This window comes from Sinomicrobium oceani (assembly GCF_900119185.1).
In the GTDB taxonomy this organism is placed as follows: domain Bacteria; phylum Bacteroidota; class Bacteroidia; order Flavobacteriales; family Flavobacteriaceae; genus Sinomicrobium; species Sinomicrobium oceani.
In genome coordinates this window covers 198,629-211,173 of the sequence record NZ_FPJE01000005.1, presented here as the reverse complement: position 1 = coordinate 211,173, position 12,545 = coordinate 198,629, and the positions used below count along the sequence as shown (strand labels likewise).

The 12,545-nt window shown below is 44.2% G+C and carries 10 protein-coding genes; 4 read left to right on the top strand and 6 right to left on the bottom strand.

Annotated features, from left to right (window positions below; translation table 11 throughout):
* Positions 1 to 7: 7 nt before the first annotated feature.
* From BT112_RS06375 to BT112_RS06360, 4 genes are all read left to right on the top strand, one after another.
* Positions 8 to 436, top strand: a complete 429-nt coding sequence (locus BT112_RS06375; protein ID WP_072316519.1) for a hypothetical protein — start codon at positions 8 to 10, stop codon at positions 434 to 436.
* Positions 437 to 438: 2 nt separating this feature from the next.
* Positions 439 to 1,056, top strand: a complete 618-nt coding sequence (locus BT112_RS06370; RefSeq protein ID WP_072316518.1) for an ExbD/TolR family protein — start codon at positions 439 to 441, stop codon at positions 1,054 to 1,056.
* Positions 1,057 to 1,070: 14 nt separating this feature from the next.
* The gene (locus tag BT112_RS06365) at positions 1,071 to 1,553 is read left to right on the top strand and encodes an ExbD/TolR family protein (protein WP_072316517.1); all 483 of its coding nucleotides are present in this window, start codon (positions 1,071 to 1,073) and stop codon (positions 1,551 to 1,553) included.
* Between the two features lie 172 nt (positions 1,554 to 1,725).
* Entirely contained in the window at positions 1,726 to 2,442 is a 717-nt protein-coding gene (locus BT112_RS06360; protein ID WP_072316516.1) for a porin family protein, read from the top strand.
* Here the strand turns inward: BT112_RS06360 and BT112_RS06355 are convergent.
* The 6 genes from BT112_RS06355 to BT112_RS06330 all read right to left on the bottom strand — a co-directional run bounded on the left by BT112_RS06355 (position 2,437) and on the right by BT112_RS06330 (position 12,471).
* Positions 2,437 to 3,039 (bottom strand): hypothetical protein, encoded by a 603-nt coding sequence (locus tag BT112_RS06355; protein ID WP_139276023.1) that lies wholly within the window; start codon positions 3,037 to 3,039, stop codon positions 2,437 to 2,439. The two genes, BT112_RS06360 and BT112_RS06355, sit on opposite strands and share 6 nt — an antisense overlap.
* A gap of 53 nt (positions 3,040 to 3,092) precedes the next feature.
* Positions 3,093 to 4,556 (bottom strand): RNA polymerase factor sigma-54, encoded by a 1,464-nt coding sequence (gene rpoN / locus BT112_RS06350; protein ID WP_072316514.1) that lies wholly within the window; start codon positions 4,554 to 4,556, stop codon positions 3,093 to 3,095.
* 186 nt (positions 4,557 to 4,742) lie between these two features.
* Positions 4,743 to 5,507, bottom strand: coding sequence for a hypothetical protein (locus tag BT112_RS06345; RefSeq protein ID WP_072316513.1), 765 nt, complete (start codon positions 5,505 to 5,507; stop codon positions 4,743 to 4,745).
* A gap of 221 nt (positions 5,508 to 5,728) precedes the next feature.
* Positions 5,729 to 7,162, bottom strand: coding sequence for an asparagine--tRNA ligase (gene asnS, locus BT112_RS06340; RefSeq protein WP_072316512.1), 1,434 nt, complete (start codon positions 7,160 to 7,162; stop codon positions 5,729 to 5,731).
* A gap of 218 nt (positions 7,163 to 7,380) precedes the next feature.
* Positions 7,381 to 9,855, bottom strand: coding sequence for an efflux RND transporter permease subunit (locus BT112_RS06335; RefSeq protein ID WP_083564809.1), 2,475 nt, complete (start codon positions 9,853 to 9,855; stop codon positions 7,381 to 7,383).
* Positions 9,856 to 9,945: 90 nt separating this feature from the next.
* Entirely contained in the window at positions 9,946 to 12,471 is a 2,526-nt protein-coding gene (locus tag BT112_RS06330) for a DUF5686 and carboxypeptidase-like regulatory domain-containing protein (RefSeq protein WP_072316511.1), read from the bottom strand.
* Between the last annotated feature and the right edge of the window lie 74 nt (positions 12,472 to 12,545).

Below are 12,545 nucleotides of genomic sequence, written 5' to 3'. Positions count from 1 at the left end.
CGTAGTTATGAAAATATATAAGATATTATTAATTATAGCCGGTGTCATCGGAGCTGTGTTGTGGTTTATGCTGCCCAGCGGTGATGTGCCGGTAGATGAAGCAGCAGCGAATTCGAACGTAAACCTTATGTTTATCGTATCGTACGTACTGTTCGGAATAGCTGTACTTCTAACCGTATTGTTCAGTGTGAAAAGTTTGTTCTCACATCACAAACTAAAAGAAATGCTGATTTCCCTGGTGGCTTTCGCCGTAATTCTTGTAGTTAGCTATGCGCTGGCTTCGGGTAGCGAAGTAACCACCACAGACGGTAGTGTGTTGGCTACGGCAGAGACTTCCAAGTTGGTTGGAGGCGGACTCATAGCCTTTTACATACTTGCAGCCATTGCAGTGCTTGCAATGATATCCTCAAGCGTGAAAAAAATATTAATTAAATAATTATGGCAAGAAGAAGTATACCGGAAGTAAATGCCGGTTCCATGGCGGACATCGCGTTCCTGCTCCTTATCTTCTTCCTGGTGACAACCACCATTGAGACGGATTCCGGGCTGGATCGTAAACTTCCACCTCTGGAACCGCCAGACACGGATGTAATAATCAAAGAGAGAAACCTGCTTCAGGTGGTGATCAACAAGAATAACCAGTTGCTGGTTAAAGATGAGTTGACCGAACTGAAGGACCTTAGAAAGGCAGCTGTAGCTTTCCTCGATAATGGTGGAGGCTTGAATGATAAGGGAGAGCCTTGTGATTACTGTCAGGGGGCAAAAGATCCCAAATCATCTGTTCACCCTGAAAAAGCAGTAATATCACTGCAAAATGACAGGGAGACGAAGTACAGTACGTATATCGCCGTACAAAATGAGTTGGTTGCTGCTTATAACGAGTTGCGTAACCGGGAGTCGCAGCGTTTGTATAAAATGGATTTTACGGAAATGCAGGCATTGTTCAGCGATCCTAAAACTCCGGATGAACAGCGAGAAAAACTGAGACCCAGAGTAGAGCGTATTCAGAAAATGTATCCACAGATACTCTCGGAAGCAGAACCTAAGAAAAACTAAAAAAATACCTTATTATGGCTAAATTCACGAAGAAGAAAAATGGCGAATTGCCAGCCGTGTCAACGGCATCTTTGCCCGATATCGTATTTATGTTGTTGTTTTTCTTTATGACGGTAACCACGATGAAAGACGATACGCTGATGGTGGATAATACATTGCCTATTGCCGACCAGACACAGAAGCTGGACAAAAAGGATAGGGTTGTTTATATCTATGCAGGGAAACCTCATGAGCGATATCGGTCTAAATACGGATCTCAGGCCAGGATTCAGCTGAACGATAAGTTTGCTGATGTTGATGAAGTAGCACCTTATATACTGGCCGAAAAAGCCAAGATGAGACAGGAGTTACAACCCTTGATGACTACTGCATTGAAAGTGGATAAAGAGACCAATATGGGGCTTATATCCGATATCAAGCAGGAGTTGAGAAAAGTAAATGCTTTAAAAGTAAATTACACCACCAAGGAAGGAGATGCAATGAGGAACATCGAATAATCCTCATTTCTTGAACTTATATTTTGAGAAAACCGGCTGATAACAGCCGGTTTTTTTTATGTATAAAGACCAATAAAAAAGTCTTTGCCCCCGGTAGATAAACTGTAATCAAGTATAGCTTTAGCAATGTTTTCAATACATAAAAAAGTATATTTGTTGAAAATCAATATATATGAAAGTTCGGTTGTATGTGGTTTATGTTATCTTTCTGTGTGTAGTGACAACTATTTATGCGCAGGATGAGCAGGTCATAAAAACACTGGTCCCGGATAGTACGAAGGTCGATAATAAGTACAAAGAAGATCAGGTGTATCTGGGGGTTACCTATAATATATTACTGAACAGGCCCGCAGATGTAAAGCAAAACAATCTCTCCCGGGGTGTACAGTTGGGTGTCATCAAAGATATGCCGCTGAACAAGCGAAGAAATATAGCGCTCGGAGTAGGTTTAGGCTATGCGTATAACGCTTATTTCAATAACCTGCAGTTCCTGGAACGAGATGGAGGTACGTGGTATCGTGTGGTTCCCGATTCTGTAAATTACAGTCGTAACCGTATCGATGCACATCTTTTGGAAATGCCCATAGAACTCCGGTGGCGTTCTTCCACGGCCTCTTCTTATCGTTTTTGGAGGATTTATGCCGGTCTGAAGCTGGGGTACCTCCTGGCCGGAAACTATAAGTTTGTAGGAGACAAGAGGGAAAAATTTACGGCTTCGGATATGTCACGGTTTCAGGCCGGGCTCCATTTGAGTGTGGGGTATAATACCTGGAATTTTTACGCGTACTACGGGCTGCGTAGATTGTTTGATAGTAATGCGGTAATGGAAACCGGAGAAAGCATAGATATGCATGCTCTTAAGGTCGGTATTATTTTCTACGCGCTATAACCAGAACGGAAAAACAACGGTCTGGGGTATGATCCCCAACGCCATGCCCAGCAGGATCTCCCGGTTGTTATGGGTGTTCTGGTGCAGGCCGGACGAGGCCACGATCCCTGAAAAAATAATGAGTGCCGCAAGTAATGAGGTCATATTGAGATGGTAATGCAGGCTGAGGCCAAGTACAAAAGTGCTGAGTCCCGTTATTCCCATCATGTGTATGCTCGCCCTGATCTTGAGTATGACCAGGACAAGACAGCAAAGTAGTGTTCCTAAGATGCCTGTGAAATAATAATGTAAAGCCTCTGAAGGCGGTTCGGGAGTAATACGAATGGATATGATAAAGATAATTGGAATTGCTGCGTAAAGCGGAATTTTGCGGTCTTCGATGTCTGATAATTCCGCAGAACGGATCCATCCGAGATTCCGGAACAGAAAATATAGGAGTACCGGAACGATAAGGGTAAGGATGAGAACAGGTATAATGATACTTTTCCTCGCTTCTTCCGGAATATAGGCAGGTGATGTTACAAAATATGCGATTGTCCCCGCAAATGGCATAAAAACTGGGTGGAAGAGGTAGTTAAATAATTTTGTAAAATACATCCGTATTGTTTGGCCTTATACCGGAATCGGAACAAGTTACCCTTCCCGGATTTTTATATCTGTTTTCGTAATCTTGCAACGGGAATATCCAGTTGTTCCCGGTACTTGGCAATAGTCCTCCGGGCGATGGGATAGCCTTTCTCCTTGAGAAGCACGGCCAGTTTATCGTCGGTAAGCGGAGACCTTTTATCTTCTTCGTCGATAATATTCTCGAGGATCTTCTTGATCTCTCTGGTGGAAACATCTTCTCCCTGCTCGTTTTTCATGGCTTCGGAGAAAAAATCCTTGATGAGCTTGGTACCGTAAGGCGTGTCTACATATTTACTGTTTGCCACCCTGGACACCGTAGAAACATCCATTCCGATGCTGTCTGCTATATCTTTCAGGATCATAGGCTTCAGCTTTCTTTCGTCGCCCGTAAGAAAGTATTCGGATTGATAGTGCATTATGGCGTTCATCGTCACAAAAAGTGTTTCCTGTCGCTGTTTGATAGCGTCTATAAACCATTTGGCGGCATCGAGCTTTTGCTTGATAAACTGTACGGCGTCTTTCTGTGATTTCGACTTCTCCCGGGCATCTTTATAACCCTGCAGCATATTGCTGTATTCTTTGGAAACGTGGAGCTGGGGAGCATTTCTTCCGTTGAGGGAAAGTTCCAGTTCTCCATCCGTAATGCGAATGGTAAAATCCGGTACCACGTGTTCTACAATGCGGTTGTTACCCGAATAGGAACTTCCCGGCTTGGGATTGAGCCGCTCGATCTCGTGAATGGCGTTCTTGAGGTCTTCTTCCTCTATATGGTGCTTTTGAAGGAGCTTTTTGTAGTGTTTCTTGGTGAATTGCTCAAAAGATTTCTCCAGGATATCTATGGCCAGATCTACGGCAGGAGTAGGTTCCTTTCTTCGCAACTGTATGAGTAGGCATTCTTTGAGATCCCGGGCTCCGACTCCGGCAGGATCCAGATGATGTACGATTTGGAGGATCTTCTCTATGGTAGTTTCATCGGTATAGATATTTTGTGTGAATGCCAGATCGTCCATGATGTCTTCGACAGACCTTCTGAGATAACCACTTTCGTCTACGCTTCCCACCAGGAATTCCGCAATATCCTGCTGGTCTTCGTTCAGCGAATACGTGTTGAGTTGATTGATCAGGTGCTGATGAAAGGAAGTTCCGGCGGCATAGGGAACTGTTTTTTCTTCATCATCAGAACTGTAGTTGTTGGCATGAAGCCGGTATTCCGGGATTTCATCGTCACTCAGATACTCATCCACATTGATATCTTCGGCTTCGATTTTTTCATTGCCGTCTTCATACAGATCATCATAAGAATCGTTGATGTCGTCCTCGTAAGTGTTCTCTTCTTCCTTACCGCTTTCTAATGCAGGGTTTTCTTCTATCTCCTGCTTTAGTCGTTGCTCAAAAGCCAGTGTAGGCAATTGGATCAGCTTCATCAGCTGTATCTGTTGCGGTGATAGTTTTTGCGATAATTTAAACTGTAACTGTTGCTTCAGCATCTCTCTTTCAATTACTCCTGCTTATAACTACAAAAATAATCGAAAACTTTGAACCGGAGAATAATAAAGGGATAAATACGGGGGAAACACCCCGGGAAACAGTACCGTAATTCTATTTCCGGTGCTCCGGACCGGTAAGGCCAAGCCATGATAATAAATAGATCATGCTGTGGTGCAGACGTAAGATCAATCTGCAAATAAATAACTTGCCGGGGAGGTATTCTCTACCCAGATTCCGGAGCCTGCACTGAGCACAAATTCACTTAATCCCACCTCTTCGGTTTCCGGAGACCAATCGTAGGTATACCCGAGGCGTGTCCAGGGATAGTGATGGTCGGTTTCTTGGGCAAGTGTCCGGTAGTAAGCAAAAATAATATAATCATTAAACCAGGAGGAGTAGATTTCTGTGACATTATCAGAAAGGACAGACCCGGTTGTAGTCGTGCTGATATCCGGGTTACCGGCAGGACGGTAAAGGTTTTCCGGGCGTACCCATAGGGCGCTGATATGTGTATTGCTGTTTTCGTCAGCCGGAGGGAGTCCCAGTACCTGACAAATACGCATTATGGTATCCGAACTTTGAATAAAATCGTCTTTTAAGCGCGATTTCATTTGATCGGGAATAAATAACCAGGATTCCCCCCAGGTGTTGGTAATAGAATCTCCTTCGGGATAACTGGAAGGGTATTTGTGAAAACTGGCCATTAATACATACTCGTGTCCATTGATGGTCTTCCATTGTAGTCTTTCGTTTGCAGGGGATATGGTCCACAAGGAATCGATGATCTCCTCTTCTTCGGTCACCATGGCATCCGAAATAGAAAGGTAATATAGTTCTTCGAAAGTCAATTCCGGTTCCGGAATCGTGTCGTCATCACTGCTACAGGCAGCACAGAGTATGGTAATTAACAGGGCGGCAAATGGCCGTAACGGGGTAGTACGAAAGGTCATAAGTCAGGTTTTAAAGATTTGGTTGGGTAAATATAGCTAAAAAACGACAGGGATAATAAGATTGTGTAGGAAAAATAACCGATACGTAAGCTTTTTACATTGCTGTAAGTAGGTAATTGCAGTGCAATGGCGTGAGGAAGAAAATCCGGAGGATGTGTAGAGAAGTTGTGAAAATAAATCCCGATCCGAAATGATCCGGACCGGGAGGTATAATAAGAATCTTAAAACTCCGCATTTTGCGGTGTCCTCGGGAAGGGGATAACGTCCCGTATATTGGTCATGCCTGTGGTAAACAACACCAGTCTTTCAAAACCCAATCCGAAACCACTGTGTACGGCCGTGCCGTATTTACGGAGATCGAGGTACCACCACAACTCCTTTTCATCGATGCCCATGGCTTTCACTTTTTCCAGCAGTACATCGTAACGCTCTTCCCGTTGCGACCCTCCCACAATCTCGCCGATACCCGGGAAAAGAATATCCATGGCTCTTACGGTCTTGCCGTCGTCATTCAGGCGCATGTAAAAAGCCTTGATTTTGGCCGGGTAATCAAAAAGAATTACGGGACATTTGAAATGTTTTTCAACGAGAAAGCGCTCGTGTTCGCTTTGCAGGTCTGCGCCCCATGCGTCGATGGGGTACTGGAATTTTTTCTTTTTGTTGGGTTTGCTGTTCTTGAGGATGTCGATAGCCTCCGTATAGCTTACCCTTTTGAAATTATTGTCGAGAACAAAATGAAGCTTTTCCGTGAGGGTCATTTCGCTTCTTTCGCTCTGGGGTTTTGTTTTTTCCTCGTCGATCAGACGTTTTTCCAGAAAGTCCAGATCGTCCTGGCAGTTGTCCAGTGCATAACGTACGACATACTTAATGAAATCTTCTGCCAGATCCATATTGCCGTCGAGATCCATAAAAGCCACTTCCGGTTCGATCATCCAGAATTCAGCCAGGTGTCTGGACGTATTGGAGTTTTCCGCACGGAAAGTAGGTCCGAAGGTGTACACTTTTCCGAGGGACATGGCATAGGCTTCGGCCTCGAGCTGCCCGGAAACCGTAAGGTTTGTTTCTTTACCGAAAAAATCCTCTTTGTAATCCACCTCACCGTTTTCGAGCAATGGCGGTTTTTTGGCGTCCAGAGTGGTTACCCGAAACATTTCTCCCGCACCTTCGGCGTCACTTCCGGTAATGACCGGGGTGTTGACGTAGTTAAATCCGTTACGCTGAAAATACTGGTGTACGGCAAACGATAAAGCCGACCGTACGCGCATAACCGCGCTGAATGTACTGGTACGGGTACGCAAATGCGCTTTTTCCCGGAGAAATTCCAGCGAGTGTTTCTTGGGTTGTATCGGGTATTCGTCCGGATGAGAGTCCCCAAGGATATCCAGCTGATTTACCTGGATCTCTACCTTTTGTCCTTTTCCCGAACTTTCGACGAGTGTACCTTTTATCTGAATGGCAGCACCCGTTGTAATACGCTTCAACGTATCTTCGGGAGTATTTTCGAAGTCTACGACACATTGGATGTTGTGTATGGTAGAGCCATCATTCAGCGCAATGAAACGGTTGCTTCGGAATGTTCTTACCCATCCTTTTACATAGATTTCCTGTAATAGCAGGTCTTCGACAAGCAGGTCTTTTACACGGTGTACCTTCATGTTTTAATATTCGTTGATGAATGCTATATTTCAGTACCGGGTTTATGGTTTTACTGCCGTTTACCGGGCTGTCCGGGGCAACAAACGCATGATGTACTTTTGATATCAGTTGGCAAATATAGGTGTTTTTTTAAAGAATGTCCCGGCATTACAAAAAACAAAAAGGGGATTTTTCCCCTTATTTATAATGCTTTGCAGTCTTACTTTTGAAGAGTCATTTAATACCATGTATTATTTGAATCAGGAAAAGTAGGTTTGGGGAAACCGAAAGAGCCTGCTGGTTTTACCGGCAGGTTTTTTTTTTTTTCTTCGTCCTCTTCGTCGTCCGAAAGTACATCGATATTGGGTTCTTTCAGCACCTGTTTGTTCGCAATGCTCTTTTCGAGGGAAAGGAGCAGTGATGGTAACAGGATAAGGTTGGACAACATGGCAAAAAGCAATGTCGAAGAAACCAGTCCACCGAGTGCTACGGTACCTCCGAAACTCGATGTTGTAAATACGGAGAACCCGAAAAAGAGCACGATGGAGGTATAAAACATACTGACTCCCGTTTCACGAAGTGCAGCGAATACCGATTTGCGTATTTTCCAGCCGTTGCTTACCAGTTCCTGACGGTATTTGGCAAGAAAGTGTATGGTGTCGTCCACCGAGATTCCAAATGCTATACTAAATACCAGTATCGTAGAGGGCTTTATCGGGATGCCGAGGAAGCCCATTATTCCCGCGGTAATAACCAGAGGGAACAGGTTGGGTATCAGTGATATGATGATCATCTTGAAAGACCGGAACATATAAGCCATAAATATAGCTATGAGAAGCACAGCCAGGGCCAGGGAAAGAATGAGGTTGTTAACCAGGTACTTGGTGCCTTTCATGAAGACCAGAGCTTTCCCGGTCATGCTTACGTCGTAGCGGTCTTCCGGAAATACCTTATGGATGGTTCCCCAAAGCCGCTCCTGTATCCCCTCCATTTTGTCTGTGCCCATATCCTGCATGAAGGTCGTAATTCTTGCGATCTGTCCTGTAGAGTCAACAAAGCTCCGCAGAAGATTTGCATTCCCGGAAGATTTTTTGGCATAAGAGAGGATAAAGTTGTTTTCCTGGTTGGAAGGAAGCTGATAGTATGCGGGATTACCGTTGTAATAAGCCTGTTTGGAATATTTGACCAGGTTGACTACGGATATGGGCTTGGAAAGTCCCGGGATTTCCGTAATAAGCTCTTCCAGCTGGTCCATTCTGCGCAAGGTGGAGAGCTTCATAACACCGTTCTTCCTTTTGGTGTCTATCATGATCTCAAGGGGCATAATGCCGTCAAATTCCTTTTCGAAAAAACGAATGTCCTCAAAGAAACCGGTGCTCTTGGGCATATCTTCAATGATACTTCCCGAAATCCGGATCTGGTAAATTCCGATGATGCTGGCCACAAGCAGGACGATCGAACATATACCGATCTCGATACGCCTGTGTTTTACCGTTTTTTCCATCCAGTTCACGAAACCACCTATCCAGCGTTTATTGAGGTGTTTTAAATGCCTTTTCTTGGGCAAAGACATAAAACTGTATATAATGGGGATAATGAGTAGCGACAGGATGAATATAGCCAGGATATTGAGAGAGGCAACGATACCGAATTCTTTGAGCAGCTTGCTTTCCGTTACGATAAAAGAGGCAAAACCTATAGCTGTAGTGGCATTGGTCATCAGGGTGGCATTACCTACCTTGGATATCACACGTTGCAGTGATTTGGCCTGGTTGCCGTGTTTCTTGACCTCCTGCTGGTATTTGTTGATGAGGAATATACAGTTCGGAATACCTATAACGATGATCAGGGGCGGAATAAGTGCCGTCAGTACCGTAATTTCATAATGTAACAGCCCAAGGAAACCGAAGGCCCACATCACCCCGATAATCACTACGACCATAGAGATCAATGTGGCGCGGAACGAGCGGAAAAAGAAAAAGAAAATGAGGGAAGTTACACCGAGGGCGGCCAGGATAAACCCTCCAATCTCGTCGATAATGTTTTGTGAGTTGAGTGTCCGGATGTAGGGCATTCCGGAGATATGTACTTTCAGGCCGGTATTATTCTCAAACTTTTTGATCAGTGGAATGAAATCGTTAAAGATGAAATCTTTACGCACCGGGGTGTTTACAATTTCTTTATCCAGATACACTGCGGTACGTATGGTTTCGGTTTCCTTATTGAACAGCAGACTTTCGTAAAAAGGGAGCTCATGAAATAAATGATTTTTAAGCGTATCAATGGCTTCCTCAGATTGGGGTTCATGATCGAGAAAAGGTTTGAGCTCGAATTCCTGTTTATCCGTATTCTTTACAAGCTCTTTCAGATTATCTGTAGATACGACGATATCTACTTCCGGAAAGGCATTGAGTTGTTTGCTGAGCTTATTCCAGAGCTTAAAATTGTGTGGAGTGAACAGCGCGGGATCTTTAACCGCAAGGACGATCAGGTTGCCTTCTTCTCCGAAAGTTTCCAGAAATCTGTTATACTCCACGTTTACCGGATGATGATCCGGTAACAGGTTGGCCTCGGTATAAGTGAAACGCATATTTTTCCACTGCATGGCAAGGAAAAAGGTTATACCTGCAATGATGAGAAGTATAAGAATTCTGTTTCGTAGAATTATTCGTGCGACCCTTTCCCAAAAGCCTTTACGTATCCAAGCAACCATGTCGTTATTTTAACTTGGCAAAGGTAATAAATTAGTGCAGAATAGACCCTTAACTTTTTGTTAGAAACAAAAGCAGTGCCGGAGTTCTCACTAAAATCCCAAGCTCATATAGTATGTGAATTTAAAAGAAATATTGTCGTCAAAGTTAGGCAGGTGATATGCGCCGTAACGGTACATGGCGCTAAGACCGAAGCCTTTGAATATCTTATTGAGTTCAAAACCGCTTTCGAAGTATCCCTTGTTGAGCGATTTGAAGTCCAGCCCGATGTGATTGTCCGTATTGGCTATACTACCTATTGCGAAACGGGAAATCAGGGTGAATTCCGGTCTTATTTTTCCGATGAGTTTAAAAGGTGTCGTCCGGTGCTTTACCTGTGCCATGACGTAACGGTCTGACAGGAACTCATTGAAAAACATGGTTTCGAAACTATTTCTTCCGGCAACTGCAAACCGGCGTAGTATGGCATCCCCTTGGGGTTGGTTGGGAGAGGAATTGTACAGGTGTGTAGCGGGAATGTCTCCGTAAGCCAGTCCGCCTTTGATCAGGAAACTGCTGACGGTCCGGTTAGGATGGACAATCTCGTGCATTCCCCGAAAATCAAATTTCGTAAATTCGAAATCACTTTCGAATACGTTGCGGAAGGTCCGTGTAATCTGAAAGGTAAAGTTCGGATAGCTGTTGCGCATCGTAGCTTTTCCGTGTCTGGTTTGCATATAGCGGCTGAACGGAGCCCATTGCAGGGCCAGAGTGGCTTCCGAAAGTTTAAAATTATAATAAGAGGTTCCGTCGTGTATGTAGAAATAGTTATATGTAGGAGTTATGTCGCTTTGGCTGAACTGGACCTTTGCCCCGATCTTTGCAGTGATATCATGTTCCAGATAGGCACTCGTTTTACGGGTCTTATGAAACATAGTAATATTGAAAAGCCTTGGTTCGAACAGCGAGAAACTCCTTGCTTCATTGATGAATTCGGCGCTTCCGGTCTCCACAAGGTCGTCCATATAGGTGGCTCCGATCCAGGTGTTGGTTATTTTAGCTAATCGGGCAGCTGCTCCGAACCCGAATTTAATCTTTTTATCTTTTGTTCCGTAAACACTGTATCCCTTAAGACGGTATTTCGACGAAAAATCCGTATTGGTGATGGCGCCGAGTCCAAGTCTGAAGCCTTCGTAATTGTTATATTTTAATAAGTATCTCAGATCCAGGTCTACATACTTGAGCGGATAATATCCGATAAGTAATTTTCGGGCAAGGTTGATTTTCCGTTCGATATTATTGGCTTCAGCCATGCTGTCTACCATAATATAAGTTTCTCTTCCCCGGTCTGTCAGGGGAGAAGTACGATACGACTCCCAGAAATCTTCACTGCGTTGATCGGCATCATCCACAATTTCCATGGCTATGCCTCGTCCCTTTATTTTTACCGGTGTGTTGAGCGAGATGTCAAAATTTTCTTCCCGGCTTATGAAATGTATCAGCTTGGAAACTTCTTCTGTTGTGGACAGGGAAGTAGAATCTTTCGGTTGATCTTCAGGGCCGGTTATGGAGGCACCCATAAGAGCAATGGCGTCTTTGGTTTCGCCGCGGACGATCTTCATTTGCCGGGAAACGGGGAACCAGAGTTTTTCTTCCGGGAAATACTCGAAATTCTGTGATGCGTTGATATCGATAACAGCTTTGAGTTGGGCAATGCCCTTTTGAAGTGCATGCGATGCCGTGTCGATATATAATACCCCTTCCATAGCGGCAGTTTTGGCCTGACTTTTAGGGTAGTAATAGATCATGTATGCCGGTCTCCGGTTTTGTTCGTTGGGTACAGTGTCGAGGATTCTGTAATTGTAGGTGCTGGGCCCACTGATGCCTATAGGTCCGGGATAATCGGTGCCGAAGATGGTGTATTTGTTCTTGTAAAAAGAAAAAGACTGCATCTGTAATGCCAGAAACTCATAGACAGGTTCTTGGAAACCTGCCATTCTGGAGCCCAGGACAGTTTCTCTTTTTCCTTTTTGCTGATTGAAAGTGTATTCGGAGACCTTCTCGGTAATATACAGATGTGATTTGGAGAGTTGTTTTTTGATCTCGTAATTGGAAGAGTCCAGTTTTTCCAATACTTTTTTACCGTTTTCTTTTTTAAAAACGGAATCTATAGTACCGCTGATAGAATCGGGATTTGCGGTAACCAACAGTTTGTTATAAGCACTGAATTTATAGCTCTTCAGAACTTTTTCCGGGTCGTTGGCTCCGCGTTTCCGGATGGTTTCTCGAATAATGCGCAGTGCCGGATTTTCACCGCCCGTAACTACGACTTCTTTGAGTTTTTCTGGTTTTTCCGTAAGTGTTACGGTGTAGAAGAATTTCCCGTCTTCGATGTCGATGGTCTTTTCAAGGTATCCTATGTAGCTGAAGGAAAGACTCCGTATTTCTTTTTTGGGATTGAGGACTTCAAATTTTCCATCGGCATTCGTGATAAGACCCTCGCCTGTATCGGTAAGAATGTTAGCAAAGGGAAGGGGATTTCCGGAATCCTGATCCCGTAATATCCCGGAAAGCACTTCCTGGGAAAGGCAAAATGCAGGGATAACCATGCTTAGGAAAAGGAGTAGCTGCTTTTTCATCGATAGAGGGTGTTTATATATCGCATAACACATTATAAACGGTAATGTTACAAAAAAAATGCCCGTTTTTTGCG